Source organism: Franconibacter pulveris (assembly GCF_056780215.1).
Window position 1 is genome coordinate 1,490,549 of sequence record NZ_CM165555.1, and the last position, 24,588, is coordinate 1,515,136.

20 protein-coding genes are annotated in these 24,588 nt (G+C 58.4%); 11 read left to right on the forward strand and 9 right to left on the reverse strand.

Features of this window, described 5'->3' with window-relative positions:
- Window positions 1-14: 14 nt before the first annotated feature.
- The gene (locus ACU4F7_RS07115) at window positions 15-1,337 is read left to right on the forward strand and encodes a PTS sugar transporter subunit IIC (protein ID WP_481638325.1); all 1,323 of its coding nucleotides are present in this window, start codon (window positions 15-17) and stop codon (window positions 1,335-1,337) included.
- Window positions 1,338-1,361: 24 nt separating this feature from the next.
- Window positions 1,362-2,078, forward strand: coding sequence for a GntR family transcriptional regulator (locus ACU4F7_RS07120; protein ID WP_029592313.1), 717 nt, complete (start codon window positions 1,362-1,364; stop codon window positions 2,076-2,078).
- Window positions 2,079-2,129: 51 nt separating this feature from the next.
- On the opposite strand, the gene ldtB is transcribed toward ACU4F7_RS07120, so the two are convergent.
- Window positions 2,130-3,050, reverse strand: coding sequence for a L,D-transpeptidase (ldtB, locus tag ACU4F7_RS07125; RefSeq protein WP_029592314.1), 921 nt, complete (start codon window positions 3,048-3,050; stop codon window positions 2,130-2,132).
- Between the two features lie 218 nt (window positions 3,051-3,268).
- Here ldtB and ACU4F7_RS07130 point away from each other — a divergent pair, with 218 nt between their 5' ends.
- Window positions 3,269-4,861, forward strand: a complete 1,593-nt coding sequence (locus tag ACU4F7_RS07130; RefSeq protein ID WP_481638326.1) for an ABC-F family ATPase — start codon at window positions 3,269-3,271, stop codon at window positions 4,859-4,861.
- On the opposite strand, the gene ACU4F7_RS07135 is transcribed toward ACU4F7_RS07130, so the two are convergent.
- The 3 genes from ACU4F7_RS07135 to ACU4F7_RS07145 form a co-directional block, all read right to left on the reverse strand.
- Window positions 4,834-5,304 carry a hypothetical protein gene (locus tag ACU4F7_RS07135; RefSeq protein ID WP_481638327.1) on the reverse strand — a complete coding sequence of 157 codons (471 nt, stop codon included), beginning with the start codon at window positions 5,302-5,304 and terminating at the stop codon, window positions 4,834-4,836. The two genes, ACU4F7_RS07130 and ACU4F7_RS07135, sit on opposite strands and share 28 nt — an antisense overlap.
- A 172-nt stretch (window positions 5,305-5,476) precedes the next feature.
- Complete coding sequence (locus tag ACU4F7_RS07140; RefSeq protein ID WP_481638328.1) at window positions 5,477-7,840, reverse strand: glycoside hydrolase family 31 protein; 2,364 nt, start codon at window positions 7,838-7,840, stop codon at window positions 5,477-5,479.
- Between the two features lie 14 nt (window positions 7,841-7,854).
- Entirely contained in the window at window positions 7,855-9,156 is a 1,302-nt protein-coding gene (locus ACU4F7_RS07145; RefSeq protein WP_029592317.1) for an MFS transporter, read from the reverse strand.
- A gap of 314 nt (window positions 9,157-9,470) precedes the next feature.
- Here ACU4F7_RS07145 and ACU4F7_RS07150 point away from each other — a divergent pair, with 314 nt between their 5' ends.
- On the forward strand, window positions 9,471-10,538 hold the full coding sequence (locus ACU4F7_RS07150) for a LacI family DNA-binding transcriptional regulator (protein WP_481638329.1): 1,068 nt from the start codon (window positions 9,471-9,473) through the stop codon (window positions 10,536-10,538).
- Window positions 10,539-10,628: 90 nt separating this feature from the next.
- Here the strand turns inward: ACU4F7_RS07150 and moeB are convergent, their stop codons facing one another.
- Both moeB and moeA read right to left on the reverse strand, forming a co-directional pair.
- Window positions 10,629-11,357, reverse strand: a complete 729-nt coding sequence (gene moeB, locus ACU4F7_RS07155; RefSeq protein ID WP_481638707.1) for a molybdopterin-synthase adenylyltransferase MoeB — start codon at window positions 11,355-11,357, stop codon at window positions 10,629-10,631.
- A 26-nt stretch (window positions 11,358-11,383) separates the two neighbouring features.
- Window positions 11,384-12,613 carry a molybdopterin molybdotransferase MoeA gene (moeA, locus tag ACU4F7_RS07160; protein ID WP_481638330.1) on the reverse strand — a complete coding sequence of 410 codons (1,230 nt, stop codon included), beginning with the start codon at window positions 12,611-12,613 and terminating at the stop codon, window positions 11,384-11,386.
- A 203-nt stretch (window positions 12,614-12,816) separates the two neighbouring features.
- On the opposite strand from moeA, the gene iaaA reads away from it, so the two are divergent.
- The 5 genes from iaaA to gsiD all read left to right on the forward strand — a co-directional run bounded on the left by iaaA (window position 12,817) and on the right by gsiD (window position 19,375).
- On the forward strand, window positions 12,817-13,758 hold the full coding sequence (gene iaaA / locus ACU4F7_RS07165) for a beta-aspartyl-peptidase (protein ID WP_481638331.1): 942 nt from the start codon (window positions 12,817-12,819) through the stop codon (window positions 13,756-13,758).
- A 42-nt stretch (window positions 13,759-13,800) separates the two neighbouring features.
- Window positions 13,801-15,642 carry a glutathione ABC transporter ATP-binding protein GsiA gene (gene gsiA / locus ACU4F7_RS07170; protein WP_481638708.1) on the forward strand — a complete coding sequence of 614 codons (1,842 nt, stop codon included), beginning with the start codon at window positions 13,801-13,803 and terminating at the stop codon, window positions 15,640-15,642.
- Between the two features lie 35 nt (window positions 15,643-15,677).
- Entirely contained in the window at window positions 15,678-17,216 is a 1,539-nt protein-coding gene (gsiB, locus tag ACU4F7_RS07175) for a glutathione ABC transporter substrate-binding protein GsiB (RefSeq protein WP_481638332.1), read from the forward strand.
- Between the two features lie 324 nt (window positions 17,217-17,540).
- On the forward strand, window positions 17,541-18,461 hold the full coding sequence (gsiC, locus tag ACU4F7_RS07180) for a glutathione ABC transporter permease GsiC (protein WP_029592324.1): 921 nt from the start codon (window positions 17,541-17,543) through the stop codon (window positions 18,459-18,461).
- Window positions 18,462-18,463: 2 nt separating this feature from the next.
- Entirely contained in the window at window positions 18,464-19,375 is a 912-nt protein-coding gene (gsiD, locus tag ACU4F7_RS07185) for a glutathione ABC transporter permease GsiD (RefSeq protein WP_024559643.1), read from the forward strand.
- Between the two features lie 44 nt (window positions 19,376-19,419).
- Here the strand turns inward: gsiD and rimO are convergent, their stop codons facing one another.
- Window positions 19,420-20,727: a 30S ribosomal protein S12 methylthiotransferase RimO gene (gene rimO, locus ACU4F7_RS07190; RefSeq protein ID WP_029592325.1), complete on the reverse strand. Its 1,308-nt coding sequence runs from the start codon at window positions 20,725-20,727 to the stop codon at window positions 19,420-19,422.
- Between the two features lie 409 nt (window positions 20,728-21,136).
- Window positions 21,137-21,538, reverse strand: coding sequence for a hypothetical protein (locus ACU4F7_RS07195; RefSeq protein WP_481638333.1), 402 nt, complete (start codon window positions 21,536-21,538; stop codon window positions 21,137-21,139).
- A 644-nt stretch (window positions 21,539-22,182) separates the two neighbouring features.
- Here ACU4F7_RS07195 and ACU4F7_RS07200 point away from each other — a divergent pair.
- Both ACU4F7_RS07200 and ACU4F7_RS07205 read left to right on the forward strand, forming a co-directional pair.
- Window positions 22,183-22,566, forward strand: a complete 384-nt coding sequence (locus ACU4F7_RS07200; protein WP_481638334.1) for a biofilm formation regulator BssR — start codon at window positions 22,183-22,185, stop codon at window positions 22,564-22,566.
- A 107-nt stretch (window positions 22,567-22,673) separates the two neighbouring features.
- The gene (locus ACU4F7_RS07205; protein WP_481638335.1) at window positions 22,674-23,792 is read left to right on the forward strand and encodes a PQQ-dependent sugar dehydrogenase; all 1,119 of its coding nucleotides are present in this window, start codon (window positions 22,674-22,676) and stop codon (window positions 23,790-23,792) included.
- Window positions 23,793-23,794: 2 nt separating this feature from the next.
- Here ACU4F7_RS07205 and ACU4F7_RS07210 read toward each other — a convergent pair whose 3' ends face one another.
- Window positions 23,795-24,421, reverse strand: coding sequence for a glutathione S-transferase family protein (locus ACU4F7_RS07210; RefSeq protein WP_029592330.1), 627 nt, complete (start codon window positions 24,419-24,421; stop codon window positions 23,795-23,797).
- Window positions 24,422-24,588: the final 167 nt, after the last annotated feature.

Sequence of the window (24,588 nt, forward strand, 5' to 3'; positions counted from 1 at the left end):
GGGGGAGCTTGATAATGTCTGAAGCAAACATAACACCGAAGATGCAGTCCTTTGTCGACAGGTTCGTCGACTATTCCGCCCGCCTCGCCGGACAGGTGCACTTGCGTTCGCTGCGTGACGCCTTCGCCATGGTGATGCCGGTCTTTATCCTTGCCGGCCTGGCGGTGCTTATCAATAACGTGGTCTTTCCCTGGGTGCTGGAGGGCGAAACGCTGGCGCGCTTTAAAATCTGGGGCGAAGCGATTATCAACGGCACGTTGAACATCGCCGCGCTGCTGATAGCACCGATGGTAGCCTGGGCGCTGGCGCGCAACCGCAATTTCGATAACCCGGTTTCGGCGGTGGTGATTGCGCTGTGCAGTTTTATCATCATGATGCCCCTGCGGCTGGAGCTGGTGCCGGAGGGCGGCGAGCGCGCGGTGCGCGTGACTCAGGCGCTCTCCTACGCCAACATCGGCTCGACCGGTATTTTCGCCGGCGTGCTGATTGGCCTGGTGGCTACCGAGCTGTTTATCCGCATCTCAGGCATCAACGCGCTGAATATTTCGCTGGGAGAGAACGTGCCGCCCGCGGTGAGCAAATCATTTTCGGCGCTGCTGCCGACTATCCTCACGCTGTCGAGCTTCGCCATTATCGCAGCGCTGCTGGCCGCCGTGCTGCACACCGATCTCATTCATCTCATCACCACGCTTATTCAGCAGCCGCTGCGGCTGGTGAACACCAGCCTGCCCGGCACGCTCTTTATTTACAGCTTCGGCAATTTCCTGTTTACGCTGGGCATTCACCAGTCGGTGGTCAACAGCGTGGTGCTGGAGCCGTTTCTGCTGATCAACACCAACGAGAATATGCTGGCCTTCGCCAACGGGCAGCCCATTCCGCATATCATCAACAACATCTTTGTGCCGACGTTCGGCATGATTGGCGGCACCGGCAGCACGCTGTCGCTGCTTATCGCCATCTTTATCTTCGCCCGACAGAAATCGTCGAAGCAGGTGGCGCGGCTCGCCATTTCGCCCGGACTATTCAATATCAACGAACCGGTCATTTTCGGCCTGCCGATTGTCTTCAACCTGCCGCTGATGATCCCGTTCGTGCTGCTGCCCGCCATCGGTATTCTCTTCGCCTGGGTCTGCACCAGCCTCGGTCTGATGTCGCGCTGCGTGGTGATGATCCCCTGGACCACGCCGCCGGTGCTCAGCGCCTGGCTCGCGACCGCCGGGGACTGGCGGGCGGTGGTGGTTCAGTTGATCATCATCGTCTTTGGTGTATTCTTCTACCTGCCTTTCCTCAAAGTTGCCGAGCGAGTGGCTTTAAAAAACAGTGGGATAGCGGAATAATCAGCACAACAGAGGGAACGGCGGATGGCGGCGAAATACATCACTATCGCGCGGGAAATCAAAAAGCGCATCATGAGCCGGCAGTACCCTGCCCACCTGCCGCTGCCTGACCAGTTCGCGCTGGCGCAGGAGTTCAACACCAGCCGGATGACTATTCAACAGGCGATGCGCCAGTTAATCGTTGAAGGTCTGGTTTATACGCGCCAGGGGCTCGGCACCTTTATCCGCAAGAATTTTCTGCAACTCTCGCAATGGGATCTGCCGGGCAGCGACTATTTCGGCGCCACCAAAACCTGGGAGAATGTCGGCACCGTCACAAGCCAGGTGATTAAGTTCGAGCTGCGCTTTCCGGACGAAAAAGAACAGGCGTCGCTGCTGATTGACGCCGACGCGCCGGTCTATGACTTTATCCGCCTGCGCCTGCTGGATGGCGAGCCGGTGTCGCTGGAGTTCACGCTGATGCCGGTGCAGCTGGTGCCGGGGCTTAACAAAAGCCATCTCGAAAGCTCGGTGTTCCGCTACGTACAGGAGACGCTGGCTCTGAAGCTGATGGGCTCCTGGCGCGTGGTGCGGGCGTTAAAACCCAATGAACAGGATCAGCGCTACCTCAATTGCGAACCCGGCGACCCGGTGCTTGAGGTTGAGCAGGTGGTCTATCTGGATGACGGCACGCCGCTGGAATATGCGCACTGCCATTACCGCTACGACCACGGCGGCATTATTGTGGTGAACCACGGATAAAAAAACGGCGGGTTATGCACCCGCCGTTTTCATTAATGCGTATCGGTAAGCTTAGTTCAAACGCACCGGCATACCGGAGCGGTTCTGGATAGCCTGCTCTACGACGTTCTGATCGACGTCGGACTGGCTGGCGACATTTTGCACCGCGCTGGTCAGCGTGACAGGCACAACTTCGTTGTTGTTTATCTGATCTTCGCTGGTGGAGAGCGGGTTGTGCACCTCAATGTAACGGCTGCCGTCCGGTTCGGTGGTTGCTTTTACCGGCTCGTTGATAAACTGCACGCGGGTGCCGACCGGCACGTTTTCAAACAAGAACTTGATGTCGTCGTTACGCAGACGCACGCAGCCGTGGCTCACGCGCAGGCCGATACCGAAGTTGGCGTTAGTGCCGTGAATCGCGTACAGGCGGCCGATGTAAAGCGCGTACAGGCCCATCGGGTTATCCGGACCCGCCGGTACAACGGCTGGCAGCGGTTCGCCCGCGGCGGCGTATTCCGCATGCATTTTGGCCGTCGGCGTCCAGGTCGGGCCCGCTTTCTTACGCTCCACCTTGGTGACCCAGTTCATCGGGGTATCTTTACCCAACTGGCCGATACCGATAGGCAGGACGATGACCGTATTCGTGCCTTTCGGATAGTAGTACAGACGCATCTCGGCGCTGTTAATCACAATGCCTTCGTGCGGGGTATCCGGCAGGATCAGCTGCTGCGGAATATTCAGGATAGTACCGGCTTTCGGCAGGTACGGGTCCACGCCCGGGTTGGCTTCCAGCATGTTGGAAAGGCCCAACTGATACTGCGCGGCGAAATCTTCGAGCGGCAGGTTGTTGCCTTCAGGAATGGTAATAATCTGGTTTTGACCAACCAGGCGGCTGCCATCCGTTGGTAAAGGATAAGTCACGGCAGCGGCGGTTTTGCAAAAACCGACAACAGCAAAAGCTGCCACTAAAAGCGTACGTAATTTCATATTCATCTTATGCGAAGTTGTGTGCCAGACTGGCCGTGTATTAAAGGGACAAACCGATACGGGAGCGCATTATATGTGCATTCTCCCCCCCTGGGAATTCAGATGTGTATGAAATCACATTTTTTTCCCTCGTTTACATTTTAGCCGCCTCATTCACCGGGCGAATTAAATTAGGAGTTGTGGCATACTGCGGGGTTTATCACACTTTTTCGCAGGACAATCCCGTGTTAGTTACCAGCAACGTCACCATGCAGTTCGGCAGTAAGCCGCTATTTGAAAACATTTCCGTCAAATTTGGCGGCGGCAACCGTTACGGCCTGATTGGCGCTAACGGGAGCGGCAAGTCCACCTTTATGAAAATTCTCGGCGGCGATCTCCAGCCCTCCGCCGGTAATGTTTCCCTCGATCCTAACGAGCGCATCGGTAAGCTGCGCCAGGATCAGTTCGCCTTTGAGCAGTACACCGTGCTGGATACCGTGATCATGGGCCACGCCGAGCTGTGGGAAGTGAAGCAGGAGCGCGACCGCATTTACGGCCTTGCGGAGATGAGCGAGGAAGATGGCTACAAAGTGGCCGACCTTGAAGTGCAGTATGGCGAGATGGACGGTTACTCCGCGGAAGCCCGCGCGGGCGAACTGCTGCTCGGCGTGGGCATTCCGCTGGAGCAGCATTACGGGCCGATGAGTGAAGTGGCGCCAGGCTGGAAGCTGCGTGTGCTGCTGGCGCAGGCGCTCTTCTCCAACCCCGATATCCTGCTGCTTGACGAACCGACCAACAACCTGGACATCGACACCATCCGTTGGCTGGAGCAGACGCTGAACGAGCGTGAAAGCACCATGATAATCATTTCGCACGACCGTCACTTCCTGAACATGGTCTGCACCCATATGGCGGATCTCGATTACGGCGAGCTGCGCGTGTACCCGGGCAACTATGACGAATACATGACGGCGGCGACCCAGGCGCGCGAACGCCTGCTGGCGGACAACGCCAAGAAGAAAGCGCAGATTGCCGACCTGCAATCCTTCGTTAGCCGCTTTAGCGCCAACGCCTCTAAGTCCCGTCAGGCGACCTCCCGCGCCCGTCAGATTGATAAAATCAAGCTGGAAGAGGTGAAAGCCTCGAGCCGTCAGAACCCGTTTATCCGCTTCGAGCAGGACAAGAAGCTGTTCCGTAATGCGCTGGAAGTGGAAGCGCTGACCAAAGGCTTCGACAACGGCCCGCTGTTTAAACATGTCGGCCTGTTGCTGGAAGTGGGCGAGAAAATGGCCATTCTGGGCGCTAACGGCGTGGGTAAATCAACCCTGTTAAAAACGCTGGTAGGCGAACTGCAGCCGGATAACGGCACCGTTAAATGGTCTGAAAACGCGCAGATTGGCTACTACGCCCAGGATCATGAATATGAGTTCGAAAACGACCTGACCGTATTCGACTGGATGAGCCAGTGGAAGCAGGAAGGGGACGACGAGCAAGCGGTGCGCAGCATTCTGGGCCGTTTGCTCTTCAGCCAGGACGACATTAAAAAACCAGCGAAAGTGCTCTCCGGCGGCGAGAAGGGCCGTATGCTGTTCGGCAAGCTGATGATGGAAAAACCGAACATCCTGATCATGGATGAACCGACCAACCACCTCGATATGGAATCCATCGAGTCGCTGAACGCCGCGCTGGAAATGTATCAGGGCACGCTGATCTTCGTCTCTCACGACCGCGAGTTTGTCAGCTCGCTGGCGACCCGCGTACTGGAAATTACGCCAGAGCGCGTGGTGGACTTCTCCGGTGGGTATGAAGATTATCTGCGCAGCAAAGGCATCGAATAACTTTCCCGTCGTCTTTCGCGCCGCAGCGGCGTTGGCAGCGCCTGCGCACCCCGGTCACTTACCAGAGTAAGCTCCCGGGGATTTGCAGGCTTGCCGCCTTGCCGCAACACGAAATCCACAGGGAAAGCGGTGGAGCGCGGCATCGAATAACGTTCCCGTCGTCTTTCGCGCCGCAGCGGCGTTGGCAGCGCCTGCGCACCCCGGTCACTTACTGATGTAAGCTTCCGGGGATTTGCAGGCTTGCCGCCTTGCCGCGATACGAAATCCACAGGGAAAGCGGTGGAGCGCGGCATCGAATAACGTTCCCGTCCTCTTTCGCGCCGCAGCGGCGTTGGCAGCGCCTGCGCACCCCGGTCACTTACTGATGTAAGCTCCCGGGGATTTGCAGGCTTGCCGCCTTGCCGCAACACGAAATCCACAGGGAAAGCGGTGGAGCGCGGCATCGAATAACTTTCCCGTCGTCTTTCGCGCCGCAGCGGCGTTGGCAGCGCCTGCGCACCCCGGTCACTTACCTGAGTAAGCTCCCGGGGATTTGCAGGCTTGCCGCCTTGCCGCGATACGCTCCACGCCATAAAAAAGGCGGGCCATTGGCCCGCCTTTTCTCGTTGCGCCCCGTCAGAGCGCCCAGGCATCCGTCTCTTCGCCGTTAATCACCAGGCGGCGAGTTTCGCCGGGCGGCAGCGTGACGTGAAGTTCGCGCCACGCCGGGCGGTAGTCGCCGGTGGCGGAGAACGTCAGATGAATTTCATCGGCGCTGCATTTCATCTGCCAGTTCACCCACAGCGCATTGCCTTCTTTATATCCCCAGGATTCGCCGTCGTCTTCAAACAGCTGGCCGCTTGTTTCGCCTGCGCCTTTCAGCGGAAAAAGTGCTAACTCACGCTTGTCGTCGCGTTGCGCATCGACATGATGCAGGCGGGAAGAGAGCGGCAGGCCCGCGCCCGCACGCGCCAGCAGCGGCAGGGTTTCCAGCGGCGCGTTAAGCGTCACCCACTGACCGCCGGAATACCAGGCGCCGGTGTTAAAGTCATACCAGCCCGTGGCGTTATCCGGCAGCCACAGCTTACGCTCCCGCTGACCGGGTTCCACCACGCTTGCCACCAGCAGATCGCGCCCCAGCATAAACTCGTCGCATTCAGCGAAGGTTTGCGGGTCATGCTCGTGGTCGAGAAACGTCGGGCGCAGCATCGGCTCGTCGTCGGCGTGCGCCTGCCACAGCAGCGTATAAAGATAAGGCAGCAGCCGATAGCGCAGCGCAATCGCCGCGCGGATGGCAGGCGTCGCCGCCGGGTACATCCACGGCTCGTTAACCGTCTGGTCGTCGTTCCAGGAGTGAATGGTGAAACGCGGGTGCATAACGCCGTTTTGCACCCAGCGCACGAACAGCTCCGCGTCCGGCTTATCGCCTGAAAAACCGCCCACATCGTGACCTACGTTGTAAAGCCCTGAAAGGCTCATCCCTACGCCCATGCGGATGTTATAGCGCAGCGTGTCCCAGTTGGTGCGGTTGTCGCCGCTCCAGGTCTGCACATAGCGCTGCATGCCCGCACAGCCGGAGCGGGAAATCAGATAGGGGCGTTTTTCCGGCGCGAAGCGCTGCTGCGCCTCCATCGAGGCGCGCATCATTAACAGCGGCATTACCGGACGAATATGCTTAATGGCGATGGGGGCGCCGAAGCCATGGCAGCGCGCTTCGCCGTCCCACACTTCATATTCGTTGTTATCGTTCCAGGTCGAATCGATGCCCATCTCAAGCAGTTGGCTCGTTACGCCTTCCTGCCACCAGGCGATCGCCGCCGGGTTGGTGAAGTCGAGGTGCGAACCTTCATCGTCCCAGAAGCTTGAGCGCTCCGGCGCGTCGCTTTCGGAATCGCGAATAAACAGCCCCTTGTTCGCCACCTCGTTATAGCGCGGATGGTCCTGCAACAGGCACGGCTTGATATTGGCGGCAAGCTTCAGCCCCGCCTCGTGAAACGCGCCGCTCATCGCTTTCGGCTGCGGCACTTTGTCATAGTTCCAGTTAAAGACGTAACGCTTGTTATTGATGGAGGTATAGCCCGAGGAGAGCTGGAATGAATCGCACGGAATCGCATGCTCTTCGCACAGGCGAATAAAGTTCATCAGTTGGTTCTGCGCGTCCGGCGCGTCGGTGTAGTGCATCGTTGAGCCGCTGTAGCCAAGGCTCCATTTCGGCCCGAAGAAGGTTTTGCCGGTGAGGCGGACAAACGCTTTCGTCACATCCAGCACGCGTGGGCCGACGAACAGGTAATAGTCGATATCGCCCGCTTCCGCCTGCCAGCGGCGATAGGGCTGGTGGTAGTTATCAATTTCATTGCCGAGGTCAAGCCAGCAACTGCTCAGGTTGTCATAAAAGAGGCCGAAGCTGACGTCATCACGGCACGTAATGGTGAACGGAATGTGTTTATAGAGCGGGTCGGTGCTCGCTGCGTTGTAGCCCATCGCATCCAGGTTGCGCATTTCGTAGCGCTTGCCGGTGCGCTCAAGCGGCCCGGCTTTTTCGCCAAGCCCGTAAAAGCGGTCCGTTTTTTGACGATGCTGGTAGTGCGCCACACCGTCGCCATGCGCGTTCAGCAGGTAGGCGCTGGTGCGCCGGTCGGCGGTCAGGAATTGCCAGTCGCCCGCCTCGTCGCGGTAGTGCCACTCAAGCCACAGCGGCTGATGCACCGTCACGCGAAGCTTATCGGTAGCGATAACCAGCCGCTCCGGCGTCTCTTCCAGCGTAAAGCCAGGCAGGCTGAAGCCCGCAACGCTTTCCCGTTCGCGTCCTTCCCAGGGCACATCTTTTTGCGGGGCGATGCTCCAGGTGCGGTTAAGGGCGAGTTCGCCGCGGCGTTTGACCAGCACGCGGAACATCCCGTGCTCCAGCACATAGAGGCAGAGCCGATGTTCTCCATCCACCGTTAACTCGACGTGGTGCTTGTCTGACTGCGTTAATGTCCAGTGTTTGAGCGTTTTCATCTTAACTATCCATTTCAGGCGCGTTTTGCGCGGCGTTCAGCAATAAAAGCGATAAGGAAGAAGGCGCCAATCAGGTCGAAGAAGCCCATGGCGATAAAGAGCGGGTTAAAGCCGATTTTGTCGGCGGTAACGCCGATAATCAGCGAGAAAATAAAGCTGGCTATCCACGCGCAGGAGCCGCGCATGCCGTTCACCGTCGCCATCTGGCCCTTATCGAACGACTCCACCACCAGCGCGCTCAGCATGCAGGAGATAATCTGGTGGCCGAAACCGCCGATGGAGATAAGCACAATGGTGATGTACGGGTCGCGGGTGAGGGTGACAATCGCCAGCGAGACCATCAGGAACGCGCCCGTCACGGAGCTTGCCACCACCGAGTTAACCCGGGTGCAGCCAAACCAGCGCACATAAAGCTTCGTCAGATAGCCGCTGGCGACAGAGCCCAGGTCGGCGGCGAGGAAGGGCAGCCAGGCGAACATAGCGATTTGCTTGAGATCCATGCCGTGCTCTTTGGCAAGATAAAGCGGCACCCAGAAGCTCATTACCGCCCAGGCGGGCTCCGCCATAAACGCCGGGATAGCGATGCCGTAGAAGCGCTTGTTTTTCGACACGGTCTTCAGCGCGGTGAAGAACGGCAGCTTCACCGCCGGCGGCTCGTTGTCCTGCTTAATAAAGGCCAGTTCTTCTTTGCCAAGACGAGGGTGCTGCTCCGGGTTGTGATAAAAGAGCCACCACAAAATTACCCAGCCCAGCGCCAGAATACCGGTGAAAAGAAACGCGCCCTGCCAGCCGAAGGTGGCGTGCGCGAAGTAGATAATCGGCGGCGCGAGCATCGCGCCGATGGAAAAACCGACGCCAGCCCAGCCGGCCGCCACCGGACGCTCTTTTTTCGGGAACCATTCGCCCAGCGTTTTGGCGTTAGCCGGGGTGGCTGCGGCTTCCGCGCCGCCCATCAAAAAGCGCAGAATGGCCAAATGCAGCCAGCTTCCCGCGCCAGCGTGAAGAATGCACATCAGCGCCCAGAGCGAGGCGCAAATCAGAAAGCCGAGCTTGAGGCCAATAACGTCGATAAGCCAGCCGCACAGCGGTTGAAAAAGGGTATAGGCGAGCTGGAACGCGCCGACTATCCAGGAATATTGTTCGGTAGTAATGCCGAGGCTGGTTTTCAGCTCCGGCGCCAGAATGCCCAGCGAGTTGCGGGTAATGTAGTTAACGGTAACGCCCATTAAAAACAGCACCAACACCCACCAGCGCAGGTTGCGGATGACGCGTTTGCTTTTCACCGCCGTCATCTCCTGATTGATACCTTGACTCATCTCTCTCTCCACGTTCGGTTGGCGTTGGCGTACCTGTTCGGACTGTGCGCCTTCGTCCTTGCGGCAAAGGCGGCAGAGATTTAGTTATCTCTTTGAATCAACGCGATTTATGTAGGGTTAAACGAAAAGTGGCGCGACAAAAAGCGGGTCACGATTTGAGAGTAGGGGAAGGACTGGAATGGTAGTAGTGTAATTTATGCAAAAATTCTCATAAACTCTTTCTGTCGCTGAAATGAGTGACTTCATGGCCCACTATCACAGGCTTTTTCGCTCATGAAAATTTATTCATTTCACAACTGGAGATGGATCACAAAATGAGTAAAAAGTTAAAAATCGCCGAAATCGCGGCGCAAACCGGGCTTTCTGTCAGCACCGTTTCGCGCGTGCTGGCAGGCAAAGCCAATACCAGCGAAAAAGCGCGGCTGAAGGTGCGCGCCTGCGCCGCGCAGCTTGGGGTGATGGACGACATGGCCGCAGGCAGAATGTTGCTCAACAGCCTGGTGGTGTTCGCGCCGCAGCGCGCTTTTGATGAACGCTCCGACATCTTTTACCACCGCGTTATCCAGCGCATCAGCAGCGCGCTGGACGCGTATGAAGTCCGGCTGCGCTACTGCGCCCTGGAGGAGAATGACAGCGACGCCAACCTGTTTCTGGCCCGCATGAACGAAGCGGAAACCGAGGCGGCTATTCTGCTGGGCATTGACGATCCGCATATCCACGATCTGGCCGCCGACCTGGGGAAGCCCTGCGTGTTAATTAACAGCCGCGACAGCCGGATGCGCCTGCCCGCAGTGGCGCCGGATCACCGCCTGATTGGCGAATTCGCCGCGCGTTATCTGTTTGAAATGGGCCACCGGGAGGTGGTGAATCTGCTTTGCCTGCGCCGTTACACCATGGAGCTTCGCCTGGCGGGCATCCGGGATGCCTGGGAGGCGCACAATCTGCGCTTCGATGAAGAGCGGAACCTCATTGCCGCGCAAAGCTTCAGCGCCAAAGAGAGCGAAGCGCTGGTGGCGGAGTATTTCTCGACCCTTGCCGGGCCGTTGCCCAGCGCGCTGCTGGTGGGGGGCGATTTTATGGCGCAGGGGGCGGTGAACGCCCTGCAAAAAGCGGGGCTGCGGGTGCCGCAGGACATCTCGGTGATGAGCATTGACGGTTTTAACCTGGCGGCGATTCAGGATGTGCCGCTGACGGCGGTGCATGTGCCGCGCGACGAACTGGGAGAAGAAGCGGTGCGGATGTTGCAGCATCGGCTGGTTCGCCCGCAGGCGGCCTGCGGCACGCTGTTGCTGAACGGCACGCTGGTGGTGCGCGACTCGGTTCGCCGCATCCGCCCCGGCAAGGGCCACACCGCGGTGCAACGTGACGGCCTCTATGACTAAGCCCACAAAAAAACCGCCACGGGGGCGGTTTTCGCGCCTGGCCGGATAAGCGCTTCGGCCAGGCGCGCAATAAGCATGCCTGATACTCTCTTACTGCCCGCCGCACACCTCGCAGGCGGGGTTGCGGGGCAGCTTCATCTCCCGGAACTGGCAGCGCAGGGCATCGTACATGACGATTTTTCCCCGGCACGGCTCGCCGTACTGCGCCAGCACTTTAATGGCTTCCATCGCCTGCAACGAGCCGATAATCCCCACCAGCGGCGCCATGACGCCCGCTTCCACGCAGGTCAGGGCGTTTTCGCCAAACAGGCGGCTCAGGCAGCGGTAGCAGGGCTCATCAGGCTGATAAGTGAAAACGCTTATCTGCCCCTCCATGCGGATAGCTGCGCCTGAAACCAGCGGCACCTTATGGGTAAAACAACCCTGGTTAAGCTGATTGCGCACCGCCACGTTGTCAGTGCAGTCGAGCACTAAATCGTGGCGGGCGATAAGCTCGCCGAACGCCGCGTCGTCCAGTATGGCGTTAACCGTTTCAATGGCGACGTGCGGATTGATAGCTTCCAGCATGGCGCGAGCAGAATCCACTTTCGGCGTACCGACAGCGGCGTCGCGGTGCAAAATCTGGCGCTGCAAATTAGAGAGCGCCACGGTGTCGAAATCCAGCAGCGTGAGACGGCCCACGCCCGCCGCGGCAAGATAAGGCGCGGCGGCGCAGCCGAGCCCGCCCAGCCCCACCACCAGCACCCGCGCCGCCTTCAGCCGCTCCTGGCCGTCAAAGTCGAAGCCGCGCAGGATAATCTGCCGGTTATAGCGCAGCATTTCAGCGTCGGTCAGCGCTTCCACGGTTAGCCTCCGAACAGATGATTGAAGAGCTCGACATCCACCCACTCGCCGGGCTCGACGTTGCCGCGCTCGCGCTCCAGCACCACAAAACAGTTGCCCTGGCTGAAAGAGCTAAAAATGTGCGAGCCTTGATGGCCGGTGGTTACCACTTCCGGCTGGCCGTCCTCGCCGGTGCGCAGCACGCCGCGCTGAAAGTCGAGGCGGCCTGGTGATTTTTTAAAGCGACCGCCCGCGCGCACCTTCAGACGACGCGGCGCAACCGGCTCAGCGCCGGACAGCGTCAGCAGCAGCGGCTGCACCAGCTGATAAAAGGTGAGGGCGGCGGAAACCGGGTTGCCCGGCAGGCCGCAGAACCAGCTGTGCGGCAGGCGGCCAAAGGCGAAGGGCTTGCCCGGCTTGATGGCGAGCTTCCAGAAGCCGATTTCGCCCAGTTCCTCCAGCAGGGTTTTGGTGTAATCCGCTTCGCCCACCGAGACGCCGCCGGAACTTATCACCACATCCGCCTGACGGTCCGCCTCGATAAACGCTTCGCGAAGCGCCGCCGGGTCGTCGCGGATAATGCCGAGGTTAATCACCTCGCAGCCGAGCTGTTCGAGCATCAGATGCACCGCCAGGCGATTGGTGTCGTAAATTTCGCCTTCGCCCAGCGGTTCGCCCGGCAGGCGCAGCTCGTCGCCGGTAGAGAAGACCGCCACGCGAATTTTTCGCACTACCTCTACGGCGGCGATACCCAGCGAGGCGAGAATGGGCACCTGCGCCACGCTCATTTTCTGGCCCGCTTTTAACACCACCGCATTTTTCGCGATGTCTTCCCCGCGCAGACGGATATTCTGTCCGACGCGAACCGCTGCGCTGAAGCGCACGCCCGCCTCCGTAACCTCGGCTTCTTCCTGCATCACTACCGCCTCGCAGCCCGCAGGCACAGGCGCGCCGGTCATGATGCGGATAACGCTGCCCGCAGGCCATTCGCCGCGAAACGGCTGGCCGGCGAACGCCTTGCCCGCCACGGGCAGCGGTTTTTCCAGCGCGAGGTCGGCTAAGCGCACGGCGTAGCCGTCCATGGCGGAGTTATCAAACCCCGGCACGTCGAGGGGCGAAGCAATATCGCGCGCCAGCACGCGGCCGAAGCAGCGCAGCAGCGGCAAGGTTTCGGATTCGGTAAGAGGGGAAAGACGCGACAGCATCTTTTCAAGGGCGACGTCGAGCGCCATCAGTCCGGCGGTAGGTTCCATCTTATTACTCCTGCGCGGGAAAAAGGAAAGCGCCCATTATGGCAGAAAGGGTAAGAGATAGGCAGGTATCGCGTCGTGAGCCGCGCGCGGGCTTTACATCACATTGGGCTCTTTCTATATTCAAATTTCATATTAAGTCGCGGCAACGATAATGATATTTATAAAAAAAGTACGGCCGTGTCACAAAATCAGAGCGTGGATCAATGGCTAAAGCGGTAATCGCCATACATGGCGGGGCAGGGGCCCTTGCCCGGGCGCAAATGAGCCCCGGGCAAGAGCAACGGTATATTGAGGCGCTCTCAGGCGTCATCGAGGCGGGGCAGGCGATACTGGCGCAAGGCGGCAGCGCGCTGGATGCGGTGACCGAAGCGGTGCGTCTGCTCGAAGAGTGCCCGCTGTTTAACGCTGGCATCGGCGCGGTTTTTACCCGCGCGGGCACGCATGAGCTGGACGCCTGCGTCATGGACGGTCATACCCTGAAAGCGGGCGCGGTGGCGGGCGTAAGCCGCCTGCGCAATCCGGTGCTGGCCGCTCGCCTGGTGATGGAGCAAAGCCCTCACGTTTTGCTGATTGGCGAGGGCGCGGAGCAGTTTGCTTTTGACCATGGCGTTGCGCCCGTCTCGCCTTCGCTTTTCTCTACCCCTGAACGCCGGGAACAGCTTGAGCGCGCTAAAGCGCAGGACCAGACGCTGCTCGATCACGATGGCGGTCCGCTGGATGAAGAGCAGAAGTTCGGCACCGTCGGCGCCGTGGCGCTCGATGAGCACGGCAATCTGGCGGCGGCCACCTCCACTGGCGGCATGACGAATAAACTGCCAGGCCGGGTAGGCGACTCTCCGCTGCCTGGCGCGGGCTGTTACGCCAATAACGCCAGCGTCGCGGTTTCCGCCACCGGTACGGGCGAAACCTTCATCCGAACGCTTGCGGCTTACGACATTGCCGCGCTGATGGAGTACGCCGGGCTGAGCCTGCAGCAGGCGAGCGAGCGGGTGGTGATGGAGAAGCTGCCGGCCCTTGGCGGCAGCGGCGGCGTTATTGCTATCGACCGTGAAGGCAACGTGGCGATGCCCTTCAACAGCGAGGGAATGTATCGCGGTTTTGGTTACGTGGGCGATGCGCCCTGCGTTGGGATCTATCGCGAATGAGGAGTTCCGGTGCCATACAGTCACGCATTGCCTGAAGATCAGGTGCTTTCGGTTACCGGTTTAACGGTACGTTTTCGCCAGCAGGAGCAGGTTACCGACGCGGTGCGCCAGCTCTCTTTCGACCTGCGGCGCGGCGAAACGCTCGCCATCGTCGGCGAATCCGGCTCCGGCAAATCGGTTACCGCGCTTTCGCTGATGCGCCTTATCGAACAGGCAGGCGGAGAGACGCAGAGCGAGCGCTTACTGCTGCGCCGTCGTAATAAACAGGTCATCGATCTGCGGGAAATGAGCCAGTCGCAAATGCGCTCGGTGCGCGGCGCTGACATGGCGATGATTTTTCAGGAGCCGATGACCTCGTTAAACCCGGTTTTTCCGGTGGGCGAGCAGATAGCCGAGTCTATCCGCCTGCATCAGGGATTAAGCCGCGAGAAAGCGTTGCGGGAGGCGAAGCGCATGCTGGAGCTGGTGCGCATTCCCGAAGCGGAAAGCATTCTTGAGCGCTATCCGCATCAGCTTTCAGGCGGCATGCGCCAGCGGGTCATGATAGCCATGGCGCTCTCCTGCCGCCCGGCGGTACTGATAGCCGACGAGCCGACCACGGCGCTGGATGTCACCATCCAGGCGCAAATCCTCCAGCTTATTCGGGTTTTGCAGGAAGAGATGGCGATGGGGGTGATTTTTATCACCCACGATATGGGCGTGGTGGCGAATATGGCCGACCGCGTGCTGGTTATGTATCAGGGCGAAGCGGTGGAAACCGGCAGCGTGCGGGAGATTTTCAGCGCCCCTCAGCACCCCTATACCAAAAAGCTGCTGGCGGCGGTGCCGCGCCTTGGCGCCATGAACGGCACCGACCTGCCGCAAAAATTCCCGCAGGATTTTCGCGATCGCGCAGGCATTGCGCTGCCTGAAAGCGCGCAGGATACGGTATTGCCCGACAGCGGTCCTATTCTGCAGGTGCGGGAGCTGGTGGCCCGCTTCCCGGTGCGCAGCGGCATTCTCAACCGCGTAAAAAGCGAAGTGCATGCGGTGGAAAAAGTCAGCTTTGATCTCTGGCCGGGCGAAACGCTCTCTCTGGTGGGGGAGTCGGGCTGCGGTAAATCCACTACCGGGCGCGCGCTGCTGCGGCTGGTGGAAACCCAGGGCGGCAGCGTCACCTTTGCCGGCAAGCGTATCGATACGCTGCCCCAGAGCGCCCTGCAGCCGGTGCGTCGCGATATCCAGATTATCTTTCAGGATCCTTACGCTTCGCTCGACCCGCGCCTGACCGTGGGCTATTCCATTATGGAGCCGCTGTTGGTGCACAAGATGATGGGCAACGAGGCGGCGCAGCAGCGCGTGGCCTGGCTGCTGGAGCGCGTTGGCTTAAAGCCCGAGCACGCCTGGCGCTATCCGCACGAGTTTTCCGGCGGTCAGCGGCAGCGTATTTGTATCGCCCGGGCGCTGGCGCTGAACCCGAAAGTGGTGATCGCCGACGAGTCCGTTTCCGCGCTTGATGTCTCTATCCGCGCGCAGATTATCAATCTGCTGCTCGATTTACAGCGCGAATTCGGCATCGCCTTTTTATTTATTTCGCACGATATGGCTGTCGTTGAGCGCATCAGCCATCGGGTAGCGGTGATGTACCTCGGGCAAATTGTGGAGATAGGGCCGCGTCGGGCGGTGTTTGAAAACCCACAGCACCCCTACACCCGCAAGTTGATGGCGGCGGTGCCCGTCGCCGACCCGGATCATCCGCGCCGCCAGCCGGTGCTGCTGTCCGATGAGATCCCAAGCGCCACCCGCAAGCGCGGCGACGAGCCGTTCGTCGCGCCGCTGGTGGCGGTAGGGCCGGGCCATTTTGTGGCGCGTCACGCGATTGGCGGCGCTTCGCACCACTATTAATTCATCAAGGCAGGGACAATAAGGAGAATAACAATATGACTCAACACACAACGCGTAAATGGCTCGCCGCCGTGGGCGTCGCTTCTGCGCTGGCCGCCGCGCCCGCCTTCGCCGCCAAAGATGTGGTGGTGGCGGTCGCTTCGAACTTCACGACGCTCGACCCGTATGACGCGAACGATACGCTGTCGCAGGCGGTGGCGAAGTCGTTCTACCAGGGGTTGTTTGGTCTTGATAAAGACATGAAGCTGCAGAACGTGCTGGCGGAAAGTTATACCGTCTCTGACGATGGCCTCGTTTATACCATCAAGCTGCGTTCCGGCGTGAAGTTCCAGGACGGCAGCGCGTTTGATGCCGCGGCGGTGAAGGCGAATCTCGACCGCGCCAGCAACCCGGATAACCACCTTAAGCGCTACAACCTTTATAAAAACATCGCCAGCACCGAGGCGCTGGACCCGACTACCGTAAAAATCACCTTAAAACAGCCGTTCTCCGCTTTTATCAATATCCTGGCGCATCCGGCCACGGCGATGATTTCGCCCGCCGCGCTGCAAAAATATGGCAAGGAGATTGGCTTTCACCCGGTAGGGACCGGCCCGTATGAGCTGGTGACCTGGAACCAGACGGATTTCGTGAAGGTGAAGAAATTCGCCAGCTACTGGCAGCAGGGGCTGCCGAAACTCGACTCCATCACCTGGCGCCCGGTCGTGGACAACAATACCCGCGCGGCGATGCTGCAAACCGGCGAGGCGCAGTTCGCTTTCCCGATCCCTTATGAGCAGGCGAAGGTGCTGGAGAAAAACGACAAGCTCGAACTGGTCGCTTCGCCTTCCATCATGCAGCGCTATATCAGCATGAATGTGACGCAAAAGCCGTTCGACAACCCGAAAGTGCGCGAAGCGATTAACTACGCCATCAACCGTCAGGCGCTGGTGAAAGTGGCGTTCGCCGGTTACGCCACCCCGGCCACGGGCGTGGTGCCGCCTTCCATCGCTTACGCCGCGGAATTTCAACCCTGGCCGTACGACCCGGCTAAAGCGCGTCAGTTGTTGAAGGAAGCGGGCTTCCCGAACGGCTTTAGCACTACGCTGTGGTCGTCTCACAACCACAGCACCGCGCAGAAAGTGTTGCAGTTTACGCAGCAGCAGCTGGCGCAGGTGGGCATCAAGGCGAAAGTCACGGCGATGGACGCCGGGCAGCGCGCGGCGGAAGTGGAAGGCAAGGGCCAGAAAGAGAGCGGGGTGCGAATGTTCTATACCGGCTGGACCGCGTCAACGGGCGAAGCGGACTGGGCGCTTTCGCCGCTTTTCGCAAGCCAGAACTGGCCGCCGACGCTGTTTAACACCGCCTTCTACAGCAACAAGCAGGTGGACAGCGACCTCGCTGACGCGCTGAAAACCACCGATAACGCTCAGAAAGCGAAGCTTTATAAAGATGCCCAGCAGGTTATCTGGCAAGAATCGCCCTGGGTGCCGCTGGTGGTAGAGAAACTGGTTTCCGCCCACAGTAAATCCCTGACCGACTTCTACGTCATGCCGGACACCGGGTTTAGCTTCGAGAATGCGGATCTGAAATAAGAGAGCGCGTCGCCCCTCACCCAGACCCTCTCCCCAACAGAGAGAGGGGACCGGTCGGCGAGCGGGTATGCGGCGCTTTGCTTATTTATCCCTGCGGCGAAGAGACGGGCAGAAAGGCGGCGAGCAACGCGCTTTTCTCCCTTTCGCCTCGGGGGCGAGAGGCAAGGGGCATCACAGGGGCAATAACGCTTAGCCGCGCCGCCTTATCAGGCCGGTAAGCGAAGCGCCACTCGCCGCAGCGGACCGTTATAAACGCGCATTTATCTATGTTACGGGTAAACTTAGCTTAAGGAGACGCTATGCAGGACAGAGACAGGGCTGCGCATGTTTAATTACGTTGTAAAACGCCTGCTGGGACTTATCCCGACGCTGCTCATCGTGGCGGTGCTGGTGTTTTTATTTGTACATATGCTGCCAGGCGACCCGGCGCGCTTAATCGCCGGGCCGGAAGCCGATGCTGAGGTTATCGCGCTGGTGCGGGCGCAACTGGGGCTGGATCAGCCGCTGTGGCAGCAGTTCTGGCACTATATCAGCCACGTTGCGCAGGGGGATTTTGGCAACTCGCTGGTGTCACGCCGCCCGGTGTCGGAGGAGATAGCCAGCCGCTTTATGCCGACGCTCTGGCTCACCGTCGCCAGCATGGTCTGGGCGGTGCTGTTCGGGCTGTTCGCCGGCATTATCGCCGCCGTATGGCGTAACCGCTGGCCGGACAGAATCAGCATGACGCTCGCCGTCTCCGGCATCTCTTTTCCCGCCTTCGCGCTCGGCATGTTGCTGATGCAGGTATTTTCCGTGGAGCTGGGCTGGTTGCCGACCGTCGGCGCCGACAGCTGGCGCCACTACATTTTGCCCTCTATTACCCTTGGCGCGGCGGTTGCGGCGGTGATGGCGCGCTTCACCCGCGCCTCGTTCGTGGACGTGCTGGGCGAGGATTATATGCGCACCGCTCGCGCCAAAGGGGTGAGCGAGAAATGGGTGATTCTGAAACATGGCCTGCGCAACGCCATGATCCCGGTGATCACCATGATGGGGCTGCAGTTTGGTTTTCTGCTGGGCGGTTCGATTGTGGTGGAGAAGGTGTTCAACTGGCCGGGGCTTGGTCGTCTGCTGGTGGATTCCGTCGAGATGCGCGATTACCCCGTGATTCAGGCGGAAGTTTTGCTCTTCTCGCTGGAATTCATTCTTATCAACTTAGTGGTGGACGTGCTCTACGCCGCCATTAACCCGGCTATCAGGTACAAGTAAGGATGCGACTTTTCAACTGGCGCCGACAGGCCATTCTCAACGCCATGCCGACAATACGCCCGCAGCAGGTGCGCACGCCCTGGCATGAATTCTGGCGACGATTCAAACGCCAGCCGGTGGCGCTTATCGCCGGCGCGTTTGTGCTGCTGCTGATTGTCCTTGCGATAGTCGCGCCCTGGATAGCGCCGTTCGATGCGGAAAACTATTTTGACTACGACAGGCTCAACGAAGGGCCGTCGATGCTGCACTGGTTCGGCGTCGATTCGCTTGGGCGCGATATCTTCAGTCGCGTGCTGGTCGGCGCGCAGATTTCGCTGGCGGCCGGGGTGTTCGCTGTGCTTATCGGCGCGCTTATCGGTACGGTGCTCGGGCTGCTGGCGGGCTATTACGAAGGCTGGTGGGACCGCATTATTATGCGCATCTGCGACGTGCTGTTCGCTTTTCCGGGCATTTTGCTCGCCATTGCGGTGGTGGCGGTGATGGGCAGCGGTATGGCGAACGTTATTATCGCGGTGGCGATTTTCAGCATCCCGGCTTTTGCGCGCCTGGTGCGCGGCAACACGCTGGTGCTGAAGCACCAGACGTTTATCGAGTCGGCGCGCAGCATCGGCGCTTCCGACGCGACTATTCTGTTTCGCCACATTCTGCCGGGCACGGTGTCGTCCATTGTGGTCTATTTCACCATGCGCATCGGCACCTCGATTATCTCGGCGGCAAGCCTCTCGTTCCTCGGCCTTGGCGCACAGCCGCCGACGCCGGAGTGGGGCGCGATGCTGAACGAGGCGCGCGCGGATATGGTCATAGCGCCGCATGTGGCTATTTTCCCAAGCCTCGCCATTTTCCTGACGGTGCTGGCATTTAACCTGCTGGGCGACGGCCTTCGCGACGCGCTCGACCCCAGGCTCAAGGGCTAATAAAAAAGGCTGCCATCCGGCAGCCTTTTTTTCAGCGGCAAGCCTTAAACGCGGCTGCCCCACAGGTCATATTCATCGGCGTTTTCCACCTTCACGCGAACCACATCGCCCGGTTTCACGTTGGTTTCGCCGTTAAGGTAAACCGCGCCGTCGATTTCCGGCGCGTCCGCCATGCTGCGGCCAATGGCGCCTTCTTCATCCACTTCATCGATCATGACGAGGATTTCGCGGCCCACCTTTTCCTGCAGGCGCTCGGCGGAGATCTGCTGCTGAAGCTGCATAAAGCGGTTCCAGCGCTCTTCTTTGATCTCCTCCGGCACCTGATCCGGCAGATCGTTCGCGCCTGCGCCTTCCACCGGGCTGTACTTAAAGCAGCCGACGCGGTCGAGACGCGCTTCTTTCAGGAAGTCGAGCAGCATCTGGAAATCTTCTTCGGTTTCACCCGGGAAGCCCACGATAAAGGTGGAGCGCAGCGTCAGCTCAGGGCAAATTTCACGCCACTGTTTAATGCGCGCAAGCTGACGGTCTACCGAACCCGGGCGTTTCATCAGTTTCAGAATGCGCGGGCTGGCGTGCTGCAGCGGGATATCGAGATAGGGGAGGATCTTGCCTTCCGCCATCAGCGGGATCACCTCATCCACATGTGGGTAAGGGTAAACGTAATGCAGGCGCACCCAGACGCCGAGCTTCGCCAACTGCTCGCACAGGCTGACCATACTGGTTTTCACCGGCTCGCCGTTCCAGAAGCCGGTGCGGTGTTTTACATCCACGCCGTAAGCCGAGGTGTCCTGCGAAATAACCAGCAGCTCTTTCACGCCCGCTTCCACAAGGCGCTTCGCTTCCGCCAGCACATCGCCAATCGGGCGGCTGTCGAGGTCGCCGCGCATGGACGGGATGATGCAGAAGGTGCAGCGGTGGTTGCAGCCTTCGGAAATTTTCAGATAAGCATAGTGGCGCGGCGTCAGCTTGACGCCCTGTTCCGGCACCAGGCTTAAGAAAGGATTGTGCTTAGGCTTCGGCACATAGTGGTGAACGTGCTTGAGCACCTGCTCATAGCTGTGCGGTCCGGTGATTTCCAGCACCTTCGGATGCACTTCGCGGATCTGATCTTCTTTCGCGCCGAGGCAGCCGGTCACAATCACCTTGCCGTTTTCGTTTAACGCTTCGCCGATCACTTCCAGCGACTCCTGAACGGCGCTGTCGATAAAACCGCAGGTGTTAACGATAACCATGTCGGCATCGTCATAGCTCGGCACGACATCGTAGCCTTCGGTACGCAGTTCGGTCAGGATGCGCTCAGAATCCACCAGGTTTTTCGGGCAGCCTAATGAGATGAAACCAATCTTGGACATTTTTTATACAATACATTGCTCGGGAAAACGCGGAGTATACATCATGCGCAAACGCTACAGCTATATGTGACGGAATTCTTGCTAACCCCGGCCGCCGCCGTGGTTCTGCGTCAGAGGGGGAAGAGGAGGAGAAAGGCCTGCCCTTTTTTATTACCATTTTTTCGCAAAATCGTCGCATTAAAAGAAACCTAAACCAGTCCGCTAATTATTTCTGCATTAATTCTGCCGGGATGATTAGCTATTTTGGCACAGGTAATTAAAGGATGTATTTACGTTAACGATTATTCATCGCCGCTAAGAAAAACCCATGTCATTAATTATGGCGTCTTCGGGGGGGCACCGATTTTCTGTCAGCCATACTGAGTACAGTAAAGTGATATTAACCAATCTATGCTCTCAGGTTTATTTACTATGCCCGGCTTCGCTGATAAGCGCTTTCGCAAATATCAAAAGCTACGCTCACAAAGCTTACAGACATATTCATATACGCCTCCTTATCATATTCTGTTTTCATCATCGGCTTAAACCGGGAATAAAAACCTTCACGCATGGCGTCGATAAACCTGTTTTTGTTTTTCGACGGGGCAAGGTCGGGAGCGTATCGCGAGCATAACTCCTCCAGATTAATAAAGGGCGACACCCGTCCTTCATCCATGGATTTGGTATTGTATAAACGCAGGAAGGCATCGCCGCTGACGTCAATCATTTGCTGCTCATTAAACGTGGCGATCGTGTGGGTATTATCAGACTGTGGATGATGCTGGCATCCCAGTATAGCCAGGCCAGAACATAATAAAATTTTTTGATACATAGCATATCTCCCTTCCGGCTCGATAATTTCACAGTAGTACAGGGCTTTCAGTAAAGATGTGTATTTATGTAATTCTGCATTTCATGATGTTCTCCAGTGATAAAATCATGAAAAAGTCGTAGTCTTAAACGCAGCGCTCCAACTGGCTAAATAATTTTTTATCGGCAGGTAAACGTGCCGGAAAGTAAGCGAATAAAAATAATAAGGCAGTGGAATATTCTTTCAACGGAAATGCCCGCGCTATTGCTGACCTGCTTTTATCTTTTCTGTGTCTTTATTTTTGGTAAAGTGTGAAAGTAGCCAAAATTAATGACCTTTTCCCCGGTTGTTCATTTTGTTTATCGTTAACGTGCCGTTTTGCTTTTTCGTTTATGCCGCGTTTTTAAGCGCCATCGCCGCCTCCTGAAACCCGTTCCGATAACCCTGAACGGAGCACAAAATTAACGGTTCGCTTGCCCTGTTTATTCCGCCTGGTATAGATCTCGCTTCGCAAAAAATGACGCCGCGCCGCGTTCCTCCCGTCACGTTATCGAAATGTAAAGAAAGTTAATAGGTGTCGAAATATTGACCCAGCGCATAATTCCGCACAAAAAGTGACCATATGCTTGCCTTGATCCACCGATGTGCCACAGGGAGGAATATGTATGATCTCTGACAGAGTCCGGCATGATCTCTTGAAAAAGACGATCATCGCAAAAGTTGACCTCATGGCTTATCTACAACTGAGGAAAGCAAAGGGGTATATGTCGGTCGCTGAAAGTCTCTACCTGAGGGATAACCTTTTTGATCTCTGTAAGGAATACCGTCGTCACTACGCGCTCCTGAAGCAGACGCAAAAAAGCACGGAGCTGACCGCGTTTACCCAGTGTCTGGATGCGCTTTCCGGCGCTGCGGTATGTTTGATGACAGGGCAGCATGATTGTCCGTTTTATATCACCGTCGACGCCGAGAAGCTTGAACGCGCCGTTATCACGCTGCAGCGTTGCACACACCTTTTGACCGACCTCAGAAAACCGGCAGAAGCCTGAAATCCGGGGGAGGCGACTCCCCCGTCCTGCTTAAGTTTTTGTAAAAGTAAACCCGTCGTTGCCGCTGCTGGCTACCCTTATCGGGACAACCGATAAAGGAGATTGCTATGCCGCTGCTCTCGCCCCGAACCTGGCTCGCCGCTGCGGCGCTGCTTGGCGCATCGCAGCTCCATGCCGCTGAAGTTAACGTGGAGGTGCTGCAAAACCGGCTCGAACATCCCTGGGCGCTGGCTTTCCTGCCGCAGGATCAGGGCATATTGATAACCCTGAAAGGCGGCGAGCTGAAGCGCTGGCAGCCGGGCAAAGGGCTTTCCGCCCCTGTTCGCGGCGTGCCGAAAGTCTGGGCGCAGGGGCAGGGCGGCCTGCTTGACGTGGTGCTGGCGCCCGATTTCGCGCAAAGCCGCAAAGTGTGGCTGAGCTATGCCGAAGCTGGCGAGGATGGCAAAGCGGGCACTGCGGTCGGTTACGGACGCCTGAGCGATGATATGCAGCGGCTTGAAAATTTCACCGTGGTCTTTCGCCAGCAGCCGAAGCTCTCTGTCGGCAACCACTTCGGCGGCCGCATGGCGTTTGACGGCAAGGGCTATCTTTTTATCGCCCTCGGGGAGAACAACCAGCGGCCTACCGCGCAGGAGCTCGACAAATTGCAGGGCAAACTGGTGCGCCTGACCGAAGAGGGCCGAGTGCCGCAGGATAACCCGTTCGTTGGCAAAGCGGGCGTGCGCCCGGAGATTTGGTCTTACGGCATTCGCAACCCGCAGGGGATGGCGTTCAACCCCTGGAGCCATGCGCTTTGGCTGAATGAACACGGCCCGCGCGGCGGCGATGAAATTAACATTCCGCAAGCGGGCAAAAATTACGGCTGGCCCATCGCCACCTGGGGTATTAACTACAGCGGCCTGCCGATACCTGAAGCAAAAGGCGGCACCGCGCCTGGCACGGAGCAACCCATTTTCTACTGGAAAGATTCGCCTGCCGTCAGCGGCATGGCGTTTTACCACGCCAGCACTTTCCCGCAGTGGCAAAATAAACTGTTCATCGGCGCGCTGAAGGATAAAAACCTGATTCAGATGAGCGTGAACGGCAATAACGTTAAGGAGGATGGCCGCCTGCTGGGCGATCGCAACGCGCGCATTCGCGATGTGCGCGTTGGGCCGGATGGCTATGTGTATGTGCTGACGGACGAAACGGACGGGCAACTGTTGAAAATCAGCCCCGCTTCGTGATCTCAGCTTACCGGGATCATCACAATTTTGCGAAACGCCGGGCGCTCGCTCAGCTGCTGATACCAGCGGTCCAGGTGCGGGCGCGGCGTAAACTCAACGCCGACGTTTTTCAGATTGTAGATATAGGGCGCGGGTGAAATATCGCCGAGCCCGAACGCTTCGCCCGAAAGCCAGGGCGTTTTCGCCAGCTCCGCGTCGAGAATGCCAAGCAGTTCGTCGCACTTATGGGCGCTCTCTTCAATCAGCTTCGGGTCGCGCTTTTCCGGCGGCGTGCGCACAAGGCTAAACACCAGGCCCCGGTGCGGCGGCGGCAGCATCGTGGCCGCCCAGTCCATCCATTTATCCCCTTGCGCGCGTTCCACCGGGTTGTCCAGCCACAGACGGCGCTGGCCGTACTGCGCGGCGAGATAACGAACAATGGCGTTCGATTCCCAGAGCACCAGCCCCGTTTCATCATCGCGCAGGCAGGGCACCAGGCCGTTAGGGTTCATTTCCAGATAATCGGGATCGTGGTTAATCCCATACTGCATGCCGGCGGGGATACGGTTGTAGGGCAGCTCCAGCTCTTCCAGACACCAGAGGACTTTTTTGACGTTAGTGGAGTTTTCTCTGCCCCAGACGGTAATCATGGTTCGCTCCTTATGAAGAGGGTAGGTCACAGAGTGGGAAATACCTATGGTGAGATAAAGCCCACTTTTTCGCAACCTTCGCAAAAATCGGTCAGTAACAACCCGATCTCACTTACACTTGAAAAAACTTTACCCGCTTACTGTTTCATTACGAGCTAATGTGCGTT

Coding starts and splice junctions, on each gene's coding strand:
- ACU4F7_RS07150 (WP_481638329.1), top strand. CDS start 9,471: ATGAGTAAAAAGTTAAAAATCGCCGAAATCGCGGCGCAAACCGGGCTT.
- ACU4F7_RS07115 (WP_481638325.1), top strand. CDS start 15: ATGTCTGAAGCAAACATAACACCGAAGATGCAGTCCTTTGTCGACAGG.
- gsiD (WP_024559643.1), top strand. CDS start 18,464: ATGCGACTTTTCAACTGGCGCCGACAGGCCATTCTCAACGCCATGCCG.
- ACU4F7_RS07205 (WP_481638335.1), top strand. CDS start 22,674: ATGCCGCTGCTCTCGCCCCGAACCTGGCTCGCCGCTGCGGCGCTGCTT.
- gsiB (WP_481638332.1), top strand. CDS start 15,678: ATGACTCAACACACAACGCGTAAATGGCTCGCCGCCGTGGGCGTCGCT.
- ldtB (WP_029592314.1), bottom strand. CDS start 3,050: ATGAATATGAAATTACGTACGCTTTTAGTGGCAGCTTTTGCTGTTGTC.
- moeA (WP_481638330.1), bottom strand. CDS start 12,613: ATGGAACCTACCGCCGGACTGATGGCGCTCGACGTCGCCCTTGAAAAG.
- ACU4F7_RS07210 (WP_029592330.1), bottom strand. CDS start 24,421: ATGATTACCGTCTGGGGCAGAGAAAACTCCACTAACGTCAAAAAAGTC.
- iaaA (WP_481638331.1), top strand. CDS start 12,817: ATGGCTAAAGCGGTAATCGCCATACATGGCGGGGCAGGGGCCCTTGCC.
- rimO (WP_029592325.1), bottom strand. CDS start 20,727: ATGTCCAAGATTGGTTTCATCTCATTAGGCTGCCCGAAAAACCTGGTG.
- moeB (WP_481638707.1), bottom strand. CDS start 11,357: ATGCTGCGCTATAACCGGCAGATTATCCTGCGCGGCTTCGACTTTGAC.
- ACU4F7_RS07200 (WP_481638334.1), top strand. CDS start 22,183: ATGATCTCTGACAGAGTCCGGCATGATCTCTTGAAAAAGACGATCATC.
- ACU4F7_RS07195 (WP_481638333.1), bottom strand. CDS start 21,538: ATGTATCAAAAAATTTTATTATGTTCTGGCCTGGCTATACTGGGATGC.
- gsiC (WP_029592324.1), top strand. CDS start 17,541: ATGTTTAATTACGTTGTAAAACGCCTGCTGGGACTTATCCCGACGCTG.
- ACU4F7_RS07140 (WP_481638328.1), bottom strand. CDS start 7,840: ATGAAAACGCTCAAACACTGGACATTAACGCAGTCAGACAAGCACCAC.
- ACU4F7_RS07135 (WP_481638327.1), bottom strand. CDS start 5,304: ATGCCGCGCTCCACCGCTTTCCCTGTGGATTTCGTGTTGCGGCAAGGC.
- ACU4F7_RS07120 (WP_029592313.1), top strand. CDS start 1,362: ATGGCGGCGAAATACATCACTATCGCGCGGGAAATCAAAAAGCGCATC.
- ACU4F7_RS07145 (WP_029592317.1), bottom strand. CDS start 9,156: ATGAGTCAAGGTATCAATCAGGAGATGACGGCGGTGAAAAGCAAACGC.